Source organism: Fibrella arboris (assembly GCF_041321095.1).
Classification (GTDB): Bacteria; Bacteroidota; Bacteroidia; order Cytophagales; family Spirosomataceae; genus Fibrella; species Fibrella arboris.
On the sequence record NZ_JBGGWE010000003.1, the window covers coordinates 585,175 to 607,116 of the forward strand.

Here is a 21,942-nt window from a genome sequence, read left to right on the forward strand (position 1 = left end):
TAGTTCGTCAATCCAACACCCGACGCTGAAGCGGGAACGCCCGCCCGGGTCGGTACCTTTTAATCAAGCCTGTCGCTGAATAGCCAGGTACCGCTCAGCCAGCAACAACCCTAAAAATAACAGCAGTAGGCCGGTCTGTAGCCAGTTTACTGGATGGGCGGTGGTTGCGATCGCATCAGTGGATTGGTCGGTAACAAACAAACCCGCCAACTGGCTACGAGGTAACGCAGGCGCCCCGACCGGCAAACCAAGATGGTCAATTAACTGACTGGCAAGCCACTCAGGCAATTGGCCGCCCAGTACCCGGTCGCTTGTCTGGGGCGTCAATGGGTCAGGCGTGTACCTAATGCTTGCCTGATCCGACTCACCCGACTGCCCCGTAAGCGTGTATAACGTACCTGGCGTTGGCGCTGACACCGGCCGGTCGGTCAGCACCCAGGCGTAGGTTACGCCCTGCGCCAGTTGATTGTCGATGGTAAATGGAAGGCCATACACCGCCGTGATCGCGCCAAGTGCCGCCTGCACGGTGTTGCGTTCGTCGGCCTGCCGAAACTGCAACAGCACCCGCAACGGCGCCGTTGCCACTGCCTTTCCCGGTGCCGAGCCTGCCGTTACCACGCTGAGCCGATGGGCTGCATCCATGGTCAGTTGCTTTCCCGACGGCAGCGCAACGTACCTGGGCGACGCATTTTTCGCAGGCACATCGGTGGTATGCAACACAAAGCCAGCCGGTACGTGCAGGCGCGGCGCCTCCACCCATTCCGGTCCGTTGGTCAGGTACGTGTGCAGTTGAACAGCGGGTTCTGTCAGTTCATGAATAGCGGTTTGCCACTGAAGCGGATTAGGGGGCGAGGCTGCCGGCAATTCAGTCAATGTAACTACCGGCGTTACCGGCGTGGTGGCCCACATGACCCGCTCTTTCTTCGCCAGTGCCTGTTCCAGTTCAAACCGGTACGCGTTGGTCACAGTAGCATTCGGCTCAACCAGATGGACTTTCCGTCCAACCGGCACCGTATCGGTTGACTTGAGGGAAGGGCGCGCCAGCAACAGAGTCAGGGCAATCAGTAACAGACAACGCAGTAGCAGCAACAACCAGTTATCAAACCGAAATCCTCGTTTGGGTGGCTGATTGGGCGTTTCGAGCCAGCGCAACATAGCCCAGGGCATTGGCTTAGCCTGTTGCTGATGCCAGAAATGCAGCGCAATCGGCACAGCAACCGTTAGCAAACCCCAGAGAAGCGATGGATGTTGAAACAGCATACGGTTATGTTATTGGCCAGTTGCCTGCGCCACAGGCTTTGGGCTATTTTTTCATCAATAATTCTTGTATTACCAACGCGGGCGGGTCGGTTAGCAGGGCACGTACCCGACTCAGGTAGGGTAAATGCAGTTGCTCGTTCAGCGTTTGGAAATAGGCCGTTGCCGCTGTTCGTACCTGTGTCTGCACCGCCTCTGACTGTACTTCGACCGTCTGGCCGGTTTCCAGATCCTGAAACTGGTAAAATCCGCTCAGATTAAAGGCCACTTCCTGCTGCCCCAGCACCTGTATTAACAGCACCTCGCGGCGGGGCGTAGCGGCGGCCCGTAAAAGAGTCAGCCATTCATCGTTTAGTTGCAGCAGATCAGATACCAGCACCAGCAGTTCGGTCTGATTACGTCGCTGCCCCGGCAGCACGGGCACTGTGTCGGCCCAGCCACCGGCGGCTTTGACGCCTGCCAACGTACCCAGCACCTTCTGAAACGCCTGTTTACCGGGTGGTACCAATGGCTCGACTGTTCCGTGTTGCAGGCCGTATAAACTCAGCTGATCGCCTTGCCGATTGGCGATATAAGCAATTGATGCCAGCAATACCTTTGCATAGTCGAGCCGACTGACGGCCCCTTCGGCGTAGTTCATCGACCCCGACAGGTCAATCAGCAAACGTACCTGATGACTACTTTCCGTTTCTGACTCACGCACCAGGTGTTTGTCGGTTTGGGCAAACCGTTTCCAGTCAATGCGCTTAGGATCGTCGCCCGCCCGGTAGTCGCGGTACTGGGCAAACTCTACGCCCACCCCCGACCGGCGGCTACGATGCAGCCCCAGTGTCATTTCATCACTGACAAGTTGCCCCACCAGCGGCAGGTTATTGAGTTTAACGAGTTCGAGCGCAGTCATTTTGCGGAAGAAGGGTACAGCTTGAATTAGCTATCTAAAGCTACAAAGGCAGCCCAATTGCACGACATCTGGAGGCATCTAGCCAGCAAAGTTTATACAAATAGCTGTTTAGGTCCTATCTGCCCCTGATAAGACCCGCTGTTTAGCCGATACGGTAAAGTACATACCCGACTTGTATATAGCGTGTCGGCCTCTCGATAGCCCTTTACTACCCGCTTACCGGTACAACGACCACGCAGTAGGCGGCTCTGTTTGGAGTTGCCTACCAGTCGGCTCTAGCGTCAACCCATCTGCCCCTGAATCAGCCTCTTGAAGCCTGCCCACGTATAACCCATCAACGATTCTGTCTACGCCGTTTCAATCCTTCTTTCTCTGGATTAGCCTCTGGAAGCGAGGTGGCCCCACGGGCTAATGCCAACTATATATAGTTTCAATCCTTCTTTCTCTGGATTAGCCTCTGGAAGAGCCGTGACCGGCTTGTTGGAACGTACCAGATCGGCCGGTTTCAATCCTTCTTTCTCTGGATTAGCCTCTGGAAGTCACGCGGGCCCTGAGGGTCACCCCGTAGCCAATCGACGGTTTCAATCCTTCTTTCTCTGGATTAGCCTCTGGAAGTCTGTCATAAGGCCGTTTTTGTGGGCATCGACTACAAATGTTTCAATCCTTCTTTCTCTGGATTAGCCTCTGGAAGTTTAATTACTCAACGTTATGGGCGCTGCCATCAGGAGGTTTCAATCCTTCTTTCTCTGGATTAGCCTCTGGAAGGCTGATGGTGAGGGGCTTTTTTGTACCGTTTACTCAAGTTTCAATCCTTCTTTCTCTGGATTAGCCTCTGGAAGCCTTCAGGCCGCCTGTGGCAACAGGCGAAGTGAGTGGGTTTCAATCCTTCTTTCTCTGGATTAGCCTCTGGAAGTTGTCGTAGGCGTCGTACCAGTTCTGAAAGGGGATGTGTTTCAATCCTTCTTTCTCTGGATTAGCCTCTGGAAGGGGTGCCGTTACTCTTTTCGATGGCATTCCGCATCTTGTTTCAATCCTTCTTTCTCTGGATTAGCCTCTGGAAGACCCCGGATACAGGGGATCAATCGGCAGGTCGTAGGGGTTTCAATCCTTCTTTCTCTGGATTAGCCTCTGGAAGTTGCGGGAGAGCATGGTGGGGGGGAGGGGGTGTAATTAGTTTCAATCCTTCTTTCTCTGGATTAGCCTCTGGAAGTTAGGCCACGCCCAGCACCCGCTTGCAGAGGGCGAGGTTGGCGTTTCAATCCTTCTTTCTCTGGATTAGCCTCTGGAAGTGATGGCTCCCCGGTCTTCAGCTTCTGCTAGCGCAACGTTTCAATCCTTCTTTCTCTGGATTAGCCTCTGGAAGGTAATCCCCCTTTTTGGGTTGCCAAGGATTGGCCTCTCTATTGGTTTCAATCCTTCTTTCTCTGGATTAGCCTCTGGAAGAACGGGATCTAGTCATTTTCGATACGAATACGGGCGATGGTTTCAATCCTTCTTTCTCTGGATTAGCCTCTGGAAGTAGTAAGGCAATTCCAGTCACAACAACTGGCCCCGAGCTGTTTCAATCCTTCTTTCTCTGGATTAGCCTCTGGAAGGTTGATTCCTGTAGCCCATCAGCACGAACATGAACAAGTCGTTTCAATCCTTCTTTCTCTGGATTAGCCTCTGGAAGGCTCCTTTGGTGACACACACGCCATAACCTGGTTATCGTTTCAATCCTTCTTTCTCTGGATTAGCCTCTGGAAGGCGTTCTTGTTGATGCTGCGGCGGTCGTGCGGGCGGGGTTTCAATCCTTCTTTCTCTGGATTAGCCTCTGGAAGCGACGAACTACAATCCCGGCTCAATGTCATCAACGTGTTTCAATCCTTCTTTCTCTGGATTAGCCTCTGGAAGGGATCTAGTCATTTTCGATACGAATACGGGCGATGGTTTCAATCCTTCTTTCTCTGGATTAGCCTCTGGAAGTTTTGTGGCGTTTTATGTAGTTCTCTGTAGCGGAAAGGTTTCAATCCTTCTTTCTCTGGATTAGCCTCTGGAAGCCAGCCAGATCGTCAGGGCGATAAGCAGCACGGCGGGTTTCAATCCTTCTTTCTCTGGATTAGCCTCTGGAAGGTACTTGTCTGCATAAGATTAGTGGTAATGCATGAGGACGTTTCAATCCTTCTTTCTCTGGATTAGCCTCTGGAAGACATTTTGGGTGTGACGCCGACGAGCTTTGACGAACGTTTCAATCCTTCTTTCTCTGGATTAGCCTCTGGAAGCTGGTCAATGACGAGTTCGAGAATTACCACATCAGTAAGTTTCAATCCTTCTTTCTCTGGATTAGCCTCTGGAAGATGAGAAGAAGGCCCAACAGGCTGGCGATACATTTGTGTTTCAATCCTTCTTTCTCTGGATTAGCCTCTGGAAGGACGTTGGTAAACAGCAACGACTCAGTATCCTGCAAGATGTTTCAATCCTTCTTTCTCTGGATTAGCCTCTGGAAGCAGCCGCAGCACCGCTTTTCGCAGGGCGTTCCAGATGGTTTCAATCCTTCTTTCTCTGGATTAGCCTCTGGAAGTTGGCGGCGGCATTGTCCTGACGAAAGAAATTGGCGAAGTTTCAATCCTTCTTTCTCTGGATTAGCCTCTGGAAGAATATTGGTTATACGACCAGTAATACAGAAGCAGCGTTTCAATCCTTCTTTCTCTGGATTAGCCTCTGGAAGTTTTCTTACTCGCTTTCTCTTTTTCGATGGCGTCGTGTTTCAATCCTTCTTTCTCTGGATTAGCCTCTGGAAGTCTTCAACGTACCTGCCGGTAGTCAGGCCGTGCTGGTCGGTTTCAATCCTTCTTTCTCTGGATTAGCCTCTGGAAGGGAGCCTGGATTGTGACACTACTGGGTGATGATGCCGAGTTTCAATCCTTCTTTCTCTGGATTAGCCTCTGGAAGTTTGGCCGCTTCATAGCGTTGATTGCCCGCCAGGATAAGTTTCAATCCTTCTTTCTCTGGATTAGCCTCTGGAAGTAACCCTAAGCTTCTATTCTTCGATCTGCCTTCTGATAGTTTCAATCCTTCTTTCTCTGGATTAGCCTCTGGAAGGAGAAAATCTGCGTCAGGTGCGGGGCGTCCAAATTCGTGTTTCAATCCTTCTTTCTCTGGATTAGCCTCTGGAAGCGAGAACAGCCTTGAGCGGATCTACGCGGGGCTGGTGTTTCAATCCTTCTTTCTCTGGATTAGCCTCTGGAAGTTCCGTAGAGCCGGTAGGTTTTCCCCGCTTTCAGGGGTTTCAATCCTTCTTTCTCTGGATTAGCCTCTGGAAGACCCTTCGCCGGTCGCTGGGGAACGCCGCGCCCGGCGTTTCAATCCTTCTTTCTCTGGATTAGCCTCTGGAAGCGGTGCTGGCAGTCGGCCTGCTTATCTATCGCTTCGCGTTTCAATCCTTCTTTCTCTGGATTAGCCTCTGGAAGAAGACCAGCCCGGTTATACGGGTAAACCTGCCAGTGGGTTTCAATCCTTCTTTCTCTGGATTAGCCTCTGGAAGTCGTCAAAATAGTTAACAGCTTATTAGTCAATGCAGTAACCGCCTTTCTGCATGGCTTATTTTTTTGATTTCGTACGTCAAAGACCGTGAAAAACAACTCCTTTTTACTCATCTTCCGTAAGGACAACAAACTGATAATCAATCGAATACACCCACTATTATTGATCCTGAAAATATATTCCTGCCCGGCTACACCTACTTGATGCACACATTGCGATACGTGCAAGTTACACAACGTGCTTTTGCCTTAGTGGCCTTTGGAAAGAAATTACGGTCGATGATCGAAAAAATAGCGGCCGCTGCCCGCTTCACATCATCTTTGTTCGCCTCCGTGATCGGCACTTCCACCACCCGGTTGTTGCTTCGCGTATACACAATAAAGCCCCGATCAACGGGCCGCTCGAAATTTGCTTCGATCAGCCAGGCATAACAGTACAACTGCGTTTCGTAGGTGCTGTAGACCTTATTCTTGTACTCCGCAAATTTATAATCGAGCGGCGCCATCGACCCGTCGCCAAACTCCAGTACCTCATCAACGATACCCCGAACCAGGTCGTTGCTCAGGTACTGATCCGCATACTTACCCGTGACCGGTGCCCCCGGCCGACCCAGCCGTTTGCGCAGGTAATCTTTGTTGCGCTCCAGCCGTTCGTCGTGCAGGTTTCGGCCCCGCATCACTTTATAGTTTGCGTCTTCATGCTGCGGAATAGCCAGCACATACTCGAAATACGTGAACCGCGCACAAAACAGGTACTCGATGATGTGGGAAGGTGTAAGGGTCATGTGAAAAGGGGCTAGGGGCGGGGGCTTAGGGCTAGGGCGGAGCTTTTACCCCCGCCCCTGGCCCTAAGCCCCTAGCTAAAAAAATAACGCGCGGATTTCGTCGGTGACCAGCTTTCGGTCGAATGCCTGGCCCAGCAGGGCTGTTTGCTGCAACTCGTTCTGACTCATCGGGAAAATATAGACCCGGTCGGTTTCGTCGTCGATCAGTTCGGCGATTCGCAGTTGCAGCGTGTCTTTCTGGTTGGGCGTCAACGTACCCAGAAAGCACGAAAACTGCACCCGGTACAGGCCCGCCTGCTGGCAACACTTGGCAACTTTAGTACGCGCCTTGTCATTAACGACATCATATAAAACCCAGATGATCATAGTGTTAGCAAGTCAGGTGCGCCGCCTGTTTTCCCAATCAGTTCATTCGCAAACTGATGCGCGTCGAGTTGAATGCAATGACTCCGCGTCAGGTTACGCCCCCGGTACCGGATCGGGTCATTGTCCAGAAATTCATTGAAGGCATTGACCAGCAACGCTTTCCCGTCTGCATTCAGCGAATAGCCAACACCAGCCGCGCCTTCACCGCCCACACTCCGTGTGCCCGACACGTCGCTGACGTGCGACTTATTGACTTTCTTACCCGTAAAGAGCCGGAAAACCACTTCATCGGCGAAGCTGCGGTAGGGCTCGATAAAGTCGTAGACCATGCTCAACTGGTTGTAATCGTCGCGGTGCATGAAGCCAACGTAAGGGTCCAGCCCGGCCAGCATCAGCGTTTTCTCCACCTTGCCATAAAGCATCCCATAGGCATAATTTAGAAACGCGTTGAACGCATCCCGCGCCGGCCGACTGCTTCGCCCAGTGAACTGGTATTCTTTCGGCAACACGTAGCTCAGCGTCTCGAAATACAGCCGGCCCGCCGTGCCTTCCAGCCCCCGAAGCGTATCGGCCACATCGGCCACGCAGGGGGTACGTCCTGCCGGTGTCGCCAGCGTATTGATCGACAGCGCCAGGGCATCGATCCGCAGGAGCTTATCGTCGAGGTAATCGGTATGCTGCGGCCGGTGTTTTTTCATACTCCGAATGAGCCCGGCCTGATTGTCGAGTTTCGCCAGCAGCCAGGTACGTGTCCAGCGCAGGCCGTCAGCGCCCAGACTGGCTTCCAGTTGCCGTTTCCTGATTTTGGTGGTGCTGCCCAGCTTGGCGTGCCACACCCGCCCGATGGGGTCACCGTCGCGCTCCAGAAACACAATGTCGACGTTGAACCGCATGGCCAGTTTCACGGCGTCGGTACTCAGCGACGTACCTGTGGCCAGCAACACGTGCGTGACCTTCTCAGCCGAGTAGGTAGCACTCATCACCTTGCCGTCGTCGCCCTTCCGCCGAACATCGAACATAGCGTCTTTCACGTGCAGGTACGTTCCGTAGGTCGTGATGTGGAGTTGCATAGAGAGGGAAGAAAGGGAGGAAGCAGGAAAGGGAGGAGGGAGAATGAAGGCTATCCGTTCTGCTTTATCCCTTTCCTCCCTCCTCCCTTTCCTGCTTCCTCCCAATCGTTCCAAACCCCCGCGCAACGGATTTACCCAGGCCGATACCGTCGGGCAGGATCACGTTGGTCAGGAAGCGGCCGGTGAAGGCCACCATTGTCTGGTTCTTGAACTGCGTTGTTCGCTCCTCCACCGACAGCCGCACCAGGATGCGTTCGTGTGGTTCGAGCCACAGGTTGAACTCGCGGAACAGGGCCAGCAATTGCCCCGTCAGTATACGCTTCAACTGAGCCTGCTGTTCGGCTTCGGCATAGCGCCGGTAGTCGCGGTAATTGGCCTGATTAAGGGCCATCCAGAGCGTGTCGAACCGATACTCGATCAAATCGTCCGGTCCGTCGCTACGGGCAATCCCGATGGGTACCTGTTCGTGGCGAATATGCTTGCTCAGGACCGGAAACACGTCGGTTTCCCCATCGCCCCGCTCAATGGCCAGTTCGCGGATTTGCAGGAAAAGTTGGGTCAGCAGTCCGGCCCCATCGCCCAGGCCCACCAGCGTAGGTACGTTGCCCAGCACCTTGTATTGCACCAGCGGGTAGCCGTACCGGAATTTCAGCTCGTCGGTGCCTTCCTCCCGCTCCAGGTGGTTATGCAACAGCGGCGAATGTTCTTTAAACAGTTCGCCGAAATACCCCCGCAGCTTATGCGCATCCCGCGTTCGGAGCGCAATCTCAGGAAAGGTCACCGTCGTCATCGGCACCAGCGTTTGGGAAAGAGTCGTAGGCATGGTTGGTTAGAAGAAGTTTGTTAAGGCCGCATTATCTTTTTTTTTGAATCGTAAACCATGCTCAAAATCATAGTCGCAATCAAAGTATTGAAACCAACTGTGTTTAGAATCTGACTTAGGCTTGTTAGCCTTTACTCTATGAATACGTACAGCTACTTCGTGTTTGCTTTTTTCCAGAATACTCGCGTCGCTCAATTCAGCCTGATAACGGTTTGGAATCACATTGACGGTGTCCAGACCTTCTCGCGTAAAAACCTGTTCTAGGTCATTGCTAAAATCGTAGAGGTAATTGCAGTGGGTACGTATCAGGGATTCGTATTTACTCAACGCGCTTTGGTACTGCTCATCATCCTCTACGTTCCAATCTTTGTAAACATCTTCAACCATCTGAAGAAGGTCTTGCTCGGAAAGAGCTTCACCCTGATGTTTAGTCAGTACGTTGAAGGTGCTGCTTAGAATACCGAAAGGTGAATCGTAAATGTGCTTCTCTGCATTCTCCGAGTGAGGGAAAACCACCACTTTACCCATTACCTCGCCGCGTTTTCGATTGACGCGACCGGCACGTTGAATAATTGCGTCAATTGGGGCATTTTCCGTGTACAGGCACTGGTAATCGATGTCTAAAGACACTTCAACGACCTGCGTAGCAATGAGCAAAAAGCCCTCATTAGGCTTCTCTTTCTCATTGTCTAAAATCGTTCTTTCCTTATCAGCCCTATCCTTTACGATGAAACGGGAGTGATAACACATCCGCTTAAAGCCATCATACTGGTCATACAAACGGATAGCTTCGTCAACTGTGTTAACGACAATCAAAACCTTCTTTCCTTCTTGCAGATCGCCCTCAATATCAGGCCGTAACTGGTCAATTGACTTATTTGTAACGTGAAACACATTACGCTTTTTTTCCAGTAATTCTTTATCACGCAGTACGGTCACTTCGCCTAACTCGCTTGCCAACAGTCGTTGTAGTTTCTCTGGCATAGTAGCTGTCATGACGTAAAACTGAGTCTGAAAATTCCGCCGGAGATAACGAATTGAGGCAACAATTAGCCCCAACGTATAAGGCGCGTAGGCGTGGATTTCGTCAAGAATTACCCGTGCCCGGAAAAGGTGAAATGTCTTCATCTCCCACCACCCCAGATTGAAGCCTTGCGTCAATAATTGATCGACAGTGGCAACCGTAACAGGTTTGAAAAAAGCAGCTTCGCGGAGGTAATTGAAGTTATCGTAGTGTTCGTCTAAATCAAGCCGAAACAGTTTCGCTGACGAATGTACCACCGCTGTGTAGTCATCTTGCCCATTATTAGCTTTACCAAAACAGTCATTTAGCCGCAGATAAAGCGCATTAGCTGTTACCCGAGTTGGCAACAAATAGACAATTTTCTCGAACCCTTCTCGCTGACTGGCCCACAATAAAGCCGCTTCTGTTTTCCCGCTACCGGTTGGCGCAATCGCTAAGATGTTGCCTGTTGTCTGGCCACTTTCGGTTTGAAAATCCCGGAAGCCATCAAACGTACCTCCAGCTTTGGCAACACGGTCCGCTACTTTTTGGCGAATTAGATTCGTATCGTACTGGAGCGATTGTTCCAACTCCCGGTGGCCCGATGCTGTCCAGTCGGCGATGACCAGCAGTGATTTTTGAAGCAGGTACGTTCGACGGTAGTCGTACTCACGCTTATCGTGTAATTCTCTTAAAATTGGCTCAACGATAAATTTGTCTTTAAGAGTGTACAAAAACCTGGCAGGCTTATCAGCCATAAGATTCCAAGCCGTTTCTATATCGTTCAAAAAAGCCTGTTTTTGAGGGAAATGGGCCTTTACGCGATCGCGTGCAAATGCAAAAAACGCTTCGGCATCACTGTTTCTAACCTTCCACTGTTTGTAAAAATCATCAGCAAACAAATCGTGTTTAAAGTCTTTATGATGCGTGAAGACCGCGAAAAGCTGCGCTGAATTTACTTGTAAATCTTTTCGACTGCGTGTCGGCAGCGCAGTATGTGCAGCCAACAACATACCCGATAAAAATTCGTGGCGCATTGGCTCAAAGCCCTTCTCCAGTACTGGCTCACCCAAGGCTTTAAGCAACATATTCTGAAAGTTCAGCGAGGCCTTGCCGAAATCGTGGAAGAGGGCAGCTACAAAACTGTCAAACCAAAAATCTTCGTTCTCGCCAAGTACGTCAGCATACCGATCATATAGTGATTGCCACGCATTCAGCACAAGACCAGTATGCTGCCCCAACGATTCACGATCTTTTGTCTTAGCTAGCAAATGTTCGATCATGGCGTTCAGAGCGTAAAAAGTGGCACAAAAATGTCGTCAACTTGTACGCCCGGAAACGTGCGACTTCGGAACGTAACCTTTGGTCCAACGAAGGAAAAAAGTTTACGCTGGGCTACCGTTCTCATACTGTACTCTGATTTGTAATTAAATCGGGTTGGCAGTTGGTAGGCTATCGGGTCGGACGTACTCAGGCTCAATGCGAACGTACCCCCATACAATACCTGCTCTAGGATGACAGGCACTATATCACCCTCAACCAATGTGTCAACGAGCGTTTCTCCTTCTACTATCGCATCGGTCAGTTGGGTACGTACCACTTTTGCCAGTGAATCGCTTTGGCCCAGCGTGAGCGCATAAACGGGGCGGTCGAACGCCTGCTTTAACTGCTCTACAGCAGCGTAATTCTCGCTACCGAAAACCAGCCGGTAATGTGTGTTGACGTACAGTTCTCGAATAATGACACTACTCCCCGTTCCAGATAGTCGGTCGTATTTCCAGAGGTCGCGGGCCAGGCCTTCACCTTTTCCCGATACACCAGCCTGAAACGCATTCGTATCAAAAAAGTCCTGCGCTTGCCGTGGCGAAAAGCCAAGAGCTGCACCCGCAAACCCAATCAAGGCCGTTGGTGGAGGCAGAGGGAACGACTTCTGAAAATTTTGAAATTCCGGGTTGCGAAACGAGGCTGTAATAGACTTTATTTCAATCGTACAGCATAGCATAACGTGTGGGTTTTAGTTGGCTGCATAATAGTCACGTACCCACTGTTTCATAGAGGCAAAGCCTTCCTTCAAGCTCACCACGCCATCTGTTTTAGAGAATACACTTTCCTGCGTTGCTAATACAGATGAACTAATAAACTGTTCATAATCAGACAAAACCGTCTGTAATGCGGCTACATCAACTTGGCCTGTACGGTCAGTTTTCACAGCTTCCAGGAAAATAGGGTTCTTAGAATTCATGCAAGCCGCCGCCATGAACTTAGGCGATATATCGGCCAGAAAGCGGGACTGCCTGCCTGAACTCCACATCGTTTGAAAAGCTTCGAGCAAGCCTATTACCCGCCGGGTACGTTCTTCGGCCGGCAGTTTTCCTGCCTTTTCAAAACCTTCACCAGCCCCTACACGGTCAAGCTCGATTAAGATAGTCCCCCGATAGATACCCGAATGAATTTCAGTTTCGAAGATGTTGGGTTGCCCGCCATCAATCTTCTTAGCCATGTAGTTAGTGCCGAAATCCAGATCCTCTTGAAATTTGGTCAGAGCAAGCAGCGATTCTACCCGAACAGGCGAGGTACGCACGGTAGCTTTGCCTTTCTCGGCGTCTTTTCCTTTGGCTGCGTCCATGAAGCCAAACAAATCATCATCGATGTATTGAACCGGGTCGAGACTTGTTTTTGCGGCACCTTTGTCTTCGCTGGCTTTTGCTACGGGAGACACCGTCCAACCAAGTTCTTCGAGTTTGTCACGCAATGCCCGACGCACCGCCTGTGATGACAGATAGGGTAACTGATCGCCGTTATCGAGCGTGACCTTTTTGATCGTCACAATGTTGTCAACTTCTTTGTCGCCCCCATTCAGGCTGGCAAACGAAACTTTGGAGAGGTAGGTGATGGTGAGGCTATTTGGTTTCATTGGTTTGTGATTTTGGACTGAGTTCGGGATTGATTTGATTAAGGGCAGAGATGATGACGAATTGTTTAATCCAGGCATAGTTGTCCTCATTAATGCCTTCAAGCAGATCACGACTAATGTTAAGCGTGAACCTCGATTGCACCCGCGAGAGTTGGTCCATAAACCCGGCAAACTGATTGGCTTTTCGCAATGCAATGATGTACTTCCGGCCTTGCCTGGCGTTGGTTCTTCGGTCGTTCTGGTTGTAGTTCAGAATGCCCTGCCCTACCTGTGCCCCTAAGCCAAGGGCACGTTTCTGTAGTTCTTCGTTCTGCATAACTTCTTGGTTAACAATGGACTCGTATTTGGTTGTAAAGTTTAGGATGTCATTATACCGCTTAAAGCCAATGCTTTTGCCCGGCTCATTTAGCACGTCAAGCAAATAGCCGTAACAATCGTTGAAAAAACTTTCAACGTCAGCCAGAACGCTTTGAGCATTTAGAATTTTGCCAACGAATTTCTCCCGGAACTGCCGCTCCATCCGGTAGCGGTCACGGTTGCTTTGCAGCGATGGCTTAATAATTTTCAGGCTCTGCCAAACGTGCGGAATAGAAATTCCTTCCTGACCTAGCCGATGAATGAGCGCGAAAATGAACTTGACATGATGCAGGTTCTCATACTGATTTGGGCGCATAGTGGCCGCAAACGACTCAGCCCTGAGCGACACAATGCCAATACTTTTATCAGCTAAACCGAGCTGTTGAAGCATATCTCGGTATTCGGCAGACTGCCGCTTATCCATCACACTATTGTAAAGTGTGAAAAGAAGATAGAACAGGTTCTCGTTACGACCAATGAAATCGCTTGCTCTGCCAAGTGGATTTCCTTCATCCGACATGGGAAAATTGGCAATGTATTCCTGCTGACGCAGTACTTCAGGAGGACGTGTAACCTTGTCGAATTTGTCGCTCAGCAGCCCGTGTAAATTTGTCAGATTGTCGGAGTAAACCAGATAAACGTTCAGAGAGTCTCGAAGCTTACTCGGGTATTGGTAAAAGCAGGTAGCTGCCGCAAACCGGCTGAGGAACAGCGCTTTCCAGCTTACCCGCTTGTCGCTGGCACTACGATGAGAACTGAACGCACTGATGCCCGAAATGAATGGCGAAATATTTTGCGCATCTACCAGTCGCTTGACTGATTCACCTGTGAGATAGCAAGGGTTGGGACCGGATTCAAAATAGGCGTTTATCGGCGTTTCAAGCCGGGTAAGTTTTGTGTAGGGTTCGTTGAAGTAGACTTTACTTAATAGTTTCAGCTTGCGCTTCTCGAACTCGTCCTCAATCTGCCTGGCTAATACAGGGTTCTCTTTGCGAATAGCATCAATTTTTCGTGTATTCCCTTCTTGCTTCGTAGATCCCTGAGCGTTATTCGTTAGCAGTTCAGTCAACCCATACGTGTTCATTTTCGGGAATGGCTCTGCTGTCAATTTGCCCTCTTCGCCTATCGTTAAAAACAGGTTCCCCCCTTCGGACAACTGCTTTTCCGTGTAGGTATCATAGACCTCATGCCCCATACTGTAATAGAGTGCCTCGAGCAGACCGAACAGATCAGGGTGATCAATCCAGAGTTTATCAGGCTCCAAATCAAAGTGGGTGCCTTTTATTAATGGGTACGCTTTAAGCGCTTTCAACTCTTTTGGCAAAAGGTCAGGGTGTTCCGCTTTCAGTAAGTAGCGATAAACAGCCACGATGCCATTATCCAGAAAGACATTATGGGTTTGGGTAAAGGTCAGTTTCTGCATCCCTTCGTTATTTTCTTGTCAGCAAAGTAATTCTTGAAAAAGGACACAGGCTGTCACAAACTGGCGGCGTCACTTTTCTGTTAATCGGTTGTACATTCGTTTCATCGCCTACGCCAATGATCACAAACCGCCCATCTATCTCTGAAACACCCGATGCTTTTATTGTCAATGGCATCGCTGTTCCCAAAATGAAGCGGGGGCAAATGAATATCTATGACCCCGCGATCATTAAGGCTATTGGCCCCGATCTGTTCTTCCAACTGGTTGGCCCTAAAGAAGCATTACCCATCCCTGATTTAGGCTTTTCTGATGCAGAGTGGGACAACATGGAAGAAGAAATCCGCTCTGATCAATGATCTTCGATACGAATCTGGTTATCCGATATGTCAGAACGCAGACCCTGCTGCCCATTCGCGTTGTCATCCCGATTGTAGTTGTTGGTGAACTGGAAGCATTAGCTCTTAAGAATGACTGGGGTTATCAAAAAGTAAAATTCCTTCAACACCTCATCGATTCATGTCCTATTGCTGATCTGAACCGGGACGTAACGCGCATCTACGCCGAGATCGACGCATTCAGCCAGGGCAAATCGAAACAAATGCCTTTGCCATCAGGTAGTACTGCCCGGAACATGGGCAAAAACGACCTCTGGATTGCAGCCATCGCGCTGTATCTTGACATGGAGTTGCATACGGCAGATAACGATTTTAATCATTTGACTCACAGCGGTTTAAAGCTAATTAAGCACAGTATTTGATTTTATTTTCAAATCTCAAACTCCCCAATCCGCCCTCGCACGTAATCCCGAAGCTCGTCGGGGCTGTCGATACGTACCTGACCGGGTAAACCGAGCACAAACCGGCCGAGGCCGACCCAGCTACGTACCTGACCGTGATAGCGATACGGGAATTGCGGATCATCAGGATTGGGGGCGGTGTCGAGGCGGGTAAGGGGGTAGTCTTCCGTTAATAGGTGATAAGCCTGATAGGTCAGTCGGAGCGAGACTGTTTTTAGCTCACCCGGCCAGTTGAAGGCGTCGGTCGGGATTTCGGCGGGGGGCTGCGTCTGGGGTACGTCCAGCAATTCCACGTCTTCGATCCGCTGCGTCTTGAAGGTCTTATGCGATACCGTACCTGGCTCGTAGACAGTCAACTGCGTAAAATTGTCGGAGAAACTGTGCGGTTCCACCAGCCGGTCGCTGATGGTGTTGCTGTGTACGGAATGGTAGCGGAGCAAACGTACCTGACGGCGATCCCGAATGGCTTCGGCCAACCGCCCTACTACCTGACTCTGGTGTTGATCGACCAGCGAATCGGCTAACGGAAACAGGGTAGACTGCTGAACGATCTTCTGGCGCAGCGGCGCCAGCAGCGGATTTTCGGTGGAAATCGCGGCCAGTGCCTGCCGGAGCAGTTGGGCTTCTTCTTCGGTGAACTCCGCCCGTTGCTTCCGCTCATCATCGAACATATAGAAGCGGGGCGGCTGTTTCCCTTCTTTGTCAATGCAATACCCCACCTCCTCCAGTGTAGCCATAAACCGCCGGACATGGCGGGGCGTACAGTCGAGCAGTTGCGCTAACTGATCGAGGGTTTTGCCAGGGCGCTGCTTGAGCAGTCGAATCAGTTTAAGGGCACGGACAAGGTTTTGCTTAGTGGCCAAGAGAGCGAGTGAGTAGTGGTGTGGTTACGGTTATGAGCCACCAGTATACTCACAAGTCATCGAAACAGTGATAATTTTTTAGTAATCGGTCGATATAAGAGCAGTGACAGACAATTTATGAAACCAACGAAGCGGTCTTTTTGTCTCTCTCACCCTATTTCTTGACGGCCATTTGTTTTACAATCTCACCAATCACGTTATCGGTTGTAACACCTTCTGAATCGGCGCGAAAGTTCAGAGCGATACGGTGACGCAGCACTGGATAGGCCAGCATCTGAATATCCTCGGGAATGACCGAGAACCGGCCGTTCAGCACGGCGCGGGCTTTGGCACAGAGAATCAGGGCTTGTCCAGCACGGGGACCGGCGCCCCAATCGCACCACTGCTTCACGAACGGTACCGGACTGTCGGCCGGGCGGCTACTGCGCACAACCTTGTTGACGTACCCCAGCAGTTCGTCGGAGATGAACACCTGCCGGGTTAGCGTTTGCAGGTCCAGTACGTCGCTGTCGGTTAATATCGTGTTCAGCACGGGGCGGTCGGTGCCGGTGGTCGCGCGCAGGACAGCCATTTCTTCCTGCTCCGAGGGGTAGCCGAGGCGGATATACAGCAGAAACCGGTCGAGCTGGGCTTCGGGCAGTGGGTACGTGCCGGCCTGTTCGATCGGGTTTTGCGTGGCAATAATCAGAAACGGCTTGGGCAGCGGATGGTCAGTACCGGCGTAGGTCACCTTATATTCCTGCATGGCTTCCAGCAGGGCGGCCTGGGTCTTGGGGGGCGTCCGGTTAATCTCATCAGCCAGCACCACATTGGCGAAGATCGGCCCCCTGTTGAACTGGAAGAATTTCTTACCGGTGTCGTGGTCTTCTTCCAGCACTTCCGTCCCAACAATATCGCCAGGCATCAGGTCGGGGGTGAACTGGATCCGCTTGAACGACATGCTCAACGTCTTGGCCAACGTACTGACCAGCAATGTTTTAGCCAGGCCCGGCACGCCTTCCAGCAAACAGTGCCCACCCGCCAGCAGGGTGATCAGCACCTCGTCGATCGCTTCTTCCTGACCGATAATGACTTTACCAATCTCCGCTTTCAGCAGGGGTAGCTTGGCAACCAGTGATTTGTAGTGTTCTGTATTCATAGAAAAGAGGGAGGGAAGGGAGGAAGGGAGGAAAGGGGGAAGGGAGGAAAGGAGGAAGGGGAGGAAAGAAACTTCGCTTAAATAAGAATGTCTGATAAGGCGCAGTTCCCTTTCTTCCTTCCTCCCTTTCCTCCCCTTCCTCCCTTCCTCCTTCCACTCCTTTCCTCCTTTTTTAAGCACCCGTCAGGGCATGAATTACGATGTTGACGCCGAATTTGGTATTGTCTTCGGCCAGAAAGCGTTTGTTGCGGAAGTCATAATCCCACTCGCAACCGTAGTCTTTATTACTGTAGAGCACCCCGATTCGCCCGTTGATCAGGATGGCTTTCAGGTAGTCGTGTACCAGATCGTCGCCCCAGCCGTTTAGCTCGAACGAGGTGGTAGGCGGACCCTCCGGAAACTGGAAAAACGATGTATAGAGGGGGTGATTATTCGGAATCTTCTGAAGCGCCTTCGGCCCAAAGGTGCGGGCCATCTCCTGCTCGAACGACTTGGCAAACAGCCCGTCGATGTCATGGTTGCAGTCGTCGACAAAAACGAAGCCGCCATGCTGAACGTACCGCTTGAAGTGGTCGCGCTCCACGGCCGAGAACTCAACCAGCTTATGACCGCTAAGGTAACAGAATGGGCTACGGAACAAATCGGTGCTGTTGAGCTGCACCACCCGCTCTTTTTCGTCAACTGGAATGGTCGTGTACTCAATCAGCGAGTGCAGGATATTGGCAGGCATCCGCTGGTCGGTATCCCAGTCGCCGGAGGTGTATTGGATGCGGGTGAAGATGAAGGGTTTCACTGAGCTAATATAGGCAAAAACGCCTGATTCGGCGTTTAAATCGAGGTATAGCTTTATCAGGAATGCGTCAAAACCCGATTTTGTCCCGTCCTCTCAACGTATATTCATCTTTTGGAAACAGATCGGTGTTGATCTCGCCGGGGATTGCGGTCAGGGGCGGCAACAACATCAAGGCTGGTTTATAGTGAGCCAGTAACGACTGAATGGCAACGCCCGACCGGCCATAGTGCCGCTGACTGAACGGACTGGCCGCCCGGCGTTCTATACTCGCCCAGTCGAGTTGAATAGGCTGGTTACTACCGATAAGCACCAGTTGATTGCAGTAGGCGACGTACGGAAAAACCAGCCGGAATGTATTCAGCACCCGCACCGTGGGGCACCAGGTTACCGCCAGCCCATTGGGTTTAAGCCGCGACCGGATGAGCTGGAAGTATTCTCTCGAATAAATATTACCCGAAAAGGCCGACGAAGGGCGCAGCGCATCGGCTTCGATCACATCGTACCGTACGGCCTGGTTCCTGATGGCATAGCGGCCGTCCCGAAAAATCAGGTGCAGGCGCGGATCATTCAATACCGACTGAACGGCGGTGTCGCCTGCTCTGGCAGCATACCGGGCCAATACCAGCCCCTGATTACTCGCAATTTCAAAGCAATCGATCCGGCTGGTTTCAGCCCGGCCGGCAATGCCGTTGACGGTACCCGCCGAGCCAAGCCCAATAACCGCCACCCGCTGCGGATTGGGGTGCATCATTACCGGCAGGGCGCCCAGCAAGGTATGCACTTCGTCGTGTCGGTAGGGCATGCCACTCTGCCCCAATCCGTTCACGAACACGATACCACTTTTCTGGTCGGCCCCCAGCTTAATGACCGATACCGCCGATTCATTCTCATGGAACAGAAACTGACTGGACGATGACACCCCGTTGATTAGTTGCCAGAACTGATCGTTGGCCGGAATAAACAGCAGCGCCAGCCCCACGATGCCCGCCCCCAGGAGCGTGGGGAGTAGCGACCAGTAACGCCGGATAACCAGCAAAGCGAGGTAGCCAACACTCAACAGCGCAATGCCCTTCAGCAATAGGGCGGTACCGACGTACGGGAAGCCAATCCAGGTAGTTGCCCAGGCGCCCAACGCCGAACCGGCAATATTGATGAACTGCAACCAGCCCACCTTTCGGCCTACTTCACTGTAGGTGGTTTGAATGAGCGACTGCGACAGGGAGAAGCTGAGACCCATTAAAAAGGTGGGTAAAAACAGCAGAAACAACGGAACGGCCCCGTAGATATAGACGCTGAGGCGAAGACCGATACTGGGTTCATAACTGCCGAAATACGTCCACAGAAAATCCAGGGCCGGGACGCGATCAATTGCATTGATGAACACCGCCATTGCCACCGCCGTATACCCATACAGCACGGCCTGCGCTAGCAGAAAGGCACGTTCCCGCCAGGCAGCTGTTCGCCCCGCCGAGGGCCGACACAGGTACGTTCCGAAGGCCGTTCCAACAGCCATTGAGCCCAGGTAAATAGCCAGCAGCACTGCGAATGTGAGCGACACCGATTTGATCAGCGTTTCCAGAATACGAAACCAAATCAGCTCCAGCGCCAGGGCCGCAAAGCCAGACAGCGCATATTGTACAGACCAGGCGGTTAGGGCTGGGGTAAACCGTATGGGCGCCGGCTTGGTGGTTGCTGCCTGCATGGAGTCGGCAGACGGGTTGGTTTGCCGGCGTGCCAGCAGCAATGCCGACACCGCACACAGGCCGTTGCAGGCTGCCCCGACCCAAAGTGCGTGATCGTAGCCAAGCTGTCGAACGAGGGAAAAGCCGGTTACCAGTGCGCCAAACGCCGCACCCAGGGTATTGACAAAGTACAACTGGCTGATATACCGGGCCTGCTCACCCAGATCGCCGAATCGAAAGGCCCGCGACAGGACGGGTAATGACAACCCCATCAGAAACGTGGGCACCATGAGTATGCCGAAGACAACGCCGTAGAGCAACATCGGTACGTCGCCAAACGGGGGAGCCGAGGCATACAGCAGGTCGTACAGCACGAACTTACTGGCGAGCGCAAACGCCATAATGCCGAGTTCGGCCCCCACAAAATATCCCAGGTTGGTTTGGGCCAACGAGCGGTCGGCCAGGCGACCTCCCGCCAGGTAGCCAAGGCCCAGGCCGGTCATGAAAGCCGTTACAATCAGACTGACGCTCACCGTATCGGAACCCGTGTAAAAGACCAGCAGCCGCTGCCAGATGATCTGGTACAGCAGGGCGGCAAAGCCGGACAGAAAAAAAAGCAGCAATAAACCAAGGATAGCGAACGACTGGCGCGAATGAGGGGTGGGTAGAGGGGTAACCATGAGCAGTAAATTAGACGGGTAAAATACGATCAGGCCCATTCAGAATAACGAATTCGTACCGAATTGTTTGTCAGGCGTTGGGCTTGGCCGGGTAGCCAAGCCCACCCTCAAAACAAGCTATATCCTTGTAAGCCAGTGAAGCTGATTTAAGCCAGCAGCAGAATCATCAAAATAATCCGAAAAATTATCGGACTATTTTCAAATCGTGCAACTTTTCTACCCGGACCGTCGTTTTACCCATAACTATCACAGAAAGCCTGTCTGCAACCGCCGACAGGCTTTTTTGCTTTCCACGGCTCTGGCCTCAGAAAGCACGACTAGTCTACCAAACCACCTCTATGAAAGACCCCGTTTCGCCATTCGACTGGCAGCGCATCTGGCTTCACGAGTATCCGCTAACGTACCTGGGCGAAGTAGCCTTCCGCACCTTGTTCATGTTTGTGATTATCCTGACGGCGCTAACCGTATCGGGCAAACGGGAAGTGCGCCAGTTGTCGGTATACGAACTGGTATTGCTGATCGGCCTGGGCTCGGCAGCGGGCGACCCAATGTTCTACCACGATGTTCCCCTTGGCGCTGCCGTGGTTGTCTTTATCGTGATCATGAGCTGCTACAAGTTTATCACCCGGCTAAGCGACCGCAATGAAACGGTACGCCACAAGATTGAGGGAGTTCCAGTGTATGTGATCGAAAACGGCTGTATCCTGACCCGCAATTTTGACGACGAAGATTTAGGTAAAGACGAGCTCTTTGTTGATCTGCGGCAGGCAGGTATCGAACAACTGGGCGAAGTGCGCGTAGCCATTCTGGAACCCAATGGCCAGGTAAGCCTTTATCGACAGCCCGACGATAAAATAAAACCGGGGCTTCCCATTTTGCCAAAAGCACTGGCTGACTTCACCAGGCACATCGTTCTGGCTGGCACCTACTCCTGCACACACTGCGGCCAAACGCAGCCTATGCAGCCCGACCAGGAAGCTACCTGCCCGAACTGCCAGGCACAGACGTGGGTTGCAGCGCAAGTGTGACAAATATATTTCGAAAAATTATCGAACTATTTTCAGATGGTGCAACTTTTTACGCCCCACCATCGTTTTACCCATAACTATCGCACAAAGCCCGTCAGCCCTTCGCCGACGGGCTTTTTTGCTTTCCCACCAAAATGATGCCGAAAGGTTTCACGGCAACAGGCTAGAGGATGGCTTCCACAATTGGGTTCAGCCGAGGAAGTTGAGATCGTAAAAATTTCCCCAAAAATTACCGGACTATGTTTACCAGTTGAGAAGCCATTTGCGTTAGCCGTCGCGTAGCGAAGGGTCGGACCGGACCTAATGGCTATGATTAAACGTCTTCGTTATACGTAGTTCCGTCGCGTAGTCAACTCGTCGCGGACCGGACCTAATAGCTGTAGTTAAACGCTTCGCTATAGGCATTTCCGTCGCCTAGCCGCAACGTCGCCTAGGCAACTCGTCGCGTAGCGACCTAATGTTTGTAGAAAATTGAGCTGCCTACGTTTGATTCCGTCGCGTAGCGACCTAACACTTCATCATGTGGTTAGGTCGCTACGCGA

Annotated in this window: 17 protein-coding genes and 1 CRISPR repeat array; of the genes, 3 read left to right on the top strand and 14 right to left on the bottom strand. The window is 51.7% G+C overall.

Annotated elements, in window-relative coordinates:
* Positions 1-63: 63 nt before the first annotated feature.
* From ACAW75_RS07495 to ACAW75_RS07540, 10 genes are all read right to left on the bottom strand, one after another.
* Positions 64-1,260, bottom strand: coding sequence for a BatA domain-containing protein (locus ACAW75_RS07495; RefSeq protein ID WP_370728067.1), 1,197 nt, complete (start codon positions 1,258-1,260; stop codon positions 64-66).
* A 43-nt stretch (positions 1,261-1,303) separates the two neighbouring features.
* Positions 1,304-2,158 carry a DUF58 domain-containing protein gene (locus ACAW75_RS07500; RefSeq protein ID WP_370728068.1) on the bottom strand — a complete coding sequence of 285 codons (855 nt, stop codon included), beginning with the start codon at positions 2,156-2,158 and terminating at the stop codon, positions 1,304-1,306.
* 354 nt (positions 2,159-2,512) lie between these two features.
* Positions 2,513-5,681: a CRISPR direct-repeat array (repeat unit 37 nt; unit sequence GTTTCAATCCTTCTTTCTCTGGATTAGCCTCTGGAAG).
* Positions 5,682-5,876: 195 nt separating this feature from the next.
* Entirely contained in the window at positions 5,877-6,464 is a 588-nt protein-coding gene (gene cas4 / locus ACAW75_RS07505) for a CRISPR-associated protein Cas4 (RefSeq protein ID WP_370728069.1), read from the bottom strand.
* A 75-nt stretch (positions 6,465-6,539) separates the two neighbouring features.
* On the bottom strand, positions 6,540-6,830 hold the full coding sequence (gene cas2 / locus ACAW75_RS07510; protein WP_370728070.1) for a CRISPR-associated endonuclease Cas2: 291 nt from the start codon (positions 6,828-6,830) through the stop codon (positions 6,540-6,542).
* Positions 6,827-7,900: a CRISPR-associated endonuclease Cas1 gene (gene cas1 / locus ACAW75_RS07515; RefSeq protein ID WP_370728071.1), complete on the bottom strand. Its 1,074-nt coding sequence runs from the start codon at positions 7,898-7,900 to the stop codon at positions 6,827-6,829. Before cas1 ends, cas2 begins: the two co-directional genes overlap by 4 nt.
* A gap of 64 nt (positions 7,901-7,964) precedes the next feature.
* On the bottom strand, positions 7,965-8,723 hold the full coding sequence (locus ACAW75_RS07520; protein WP_370728072.1) for a CRISPR-associated endonuclease Cas6: 759 nt from the start codon (positions 8,721-8,723) through the stop codon (positions 7,965-7,967).
* Positions 8,724-8,729: 6 nt separating this feature from the next.
* A complete protein-coding gene (gene cas3 / locus ACAW75_RS07525; protein WP_370728073.1) occupies positions 8,730-11,009 on the bottom strand; it encodes a CRISPR-associated helicase Cas3' in 2,280 nt (759 codons plus the stop codon).
* A 5-nt stretch (positions 11,010-11,014) separates the two neighbouring features.
* Complete coding sequence (gene cas5 / locus ACAW75_RS07530; RefSeq protein WP_370728074.1) at positions 11,015-11,728, bottom strand: CRISPR-associated protein Cas5; 714 nt, start codon at positions 11,726-11,728, stop codon at positions 11,015-11,017.
* A gap of 12 nt (positions 11,729-11,740) precedes the next feature.
* Positions 11,741-12,640, bottom strand: coding sequence for a type I-B CRISPR-associated protein Cas7/Cst2/DevR (gene cas7i, locus ACAW75_RS07535; protein WP_370728075.1), 900 nt, complete (start codon positions 12,638-12,640; stop codon positions 11,741-11,743).
* On the bottom strand, positions 12,627-14,420 hold the full coding sequence (locus ACAW75_RS07540) for a hypothetical protein (protein WP_370728076.1): 1,794 nt from the start codon (positions 14,418-14,420) through the stop codon (positions 12,627-12,629). The genes cas7i and ACAW75_RS07540 overlap by 14 nt, the downstream gene beginning before the upstream one ends.
* A 116-nt stretch (positions 14,421-14,536) precedes the next feature.
* Between ACAW75_RS07540 and ACAW75_RS07545 the strand changes: the two genes are divergently transcribed.
* Both ACAW75_RS07545 and ACAW75_RS07550 read left to right on the top strand, forming a co-directional pair.
* A complete protein-coding gene (locus ACAW75_RS07545) occupies positions 14,537-14,776 on the top strand; it encodes a hypothetical protein (RefSeq protein ID WP_370728077.1) in 240 nt (79 codons plus the stop codon).
* Positions 14,773-15,177 carry a PIN domain-containing protein gene (locus ACAW75_RS07550; RefSeq protein ID WP_370728078.1) on the top strand — a complete coding sequence of 135 codons (405 nt, stop codon included), beginning with the start codon at positions 14,773-14,775 and terminating at the stop codon, positions 15,175-15,177. The genes ACAW75_RS07545 and ACAW75_RS07550 overlap by 4 nt, the downstream gene beginning before the upstream one ends.
* Positions 15,178-15,185: 8 nt before the next feature.
* On the opposite strand, the gene ACAW75_RS07555 is transcribed toward ACAW75_RS07550, so the two are convergent.
* The 4 genes from ACAW75_RS07555 to ACAW75_RS07570 all read right to left on the bottom strand — a co-directional run bounded on the left by ACAW75_RS07555 (position 15,186) and on the right by ACAW75_RS07570 (position 20,372).
* The gene (locus ACAW75_RS07555; RefSeq protein ID WP_370728079.1) at positions 15,186-16,079 is read right to left on the bottom strand and encodes a helix-turn-helix transcriptional regulator; all 894 of its coding nucleotides are present in this window, start codon (positions 16,077-16,079) and stop codon (positions 15,186-15,188) included.
* Positions 16,080-16,233: 154 nt separating this feature from the next.
* A complete protein-coding gene (locus ACAW75_RS07560) occupies positions 16,234-17,217 on the bottom strand; it encodes an AAA family ATPase (protein WP_370728080.1) in 984 nt (327 codons plus the stop codon).
* A 172-nt stretch (positions 17,218-17,389) separates the two neighbouring features.
* Positions 17,390-18,010 (bottom strand): DUF4159 domain-containing protein, encoded by a 621-nt coding sequence (locus ACAW75_RS07565; protein ID WP_370728081.1) that lies wholly within the window; start codon positions 18,008-18,010, stop codon positions 17,390-17,392.
* 67 nt (positions 18,011-18,077) lie between these two features.
* Positions 18,078-20,372: a fused MFS/spermidine synthase gene (locus tag ACAW75_RS07570; RefSeq protein WP_370728082.1), complete on the bottom strand. Its 2,295-nt coding sequence runs from the start codon at positions 20,370-20,372 to the stop codon at positions 18,078-18,080.
* Positions 20,373-20,710: 338 nt separating this feature from the next.
* Here ACAW75_RS07570 and ACAW75_RS07575 point away from each other — a divergent pair, with 338 nt between their 5' ends.
* A complete protein-coding gene (locus ACAW75_RS07575; RefSeq protein WP_370728083.1) occupies positions 20,711-21,400 on the top strand; it encodes a YetF domain-containing protein in 690 nt (229 codons plus the stop codon).
* Positions 21,401-21,942: the final 542 nt, after the last annotated feature.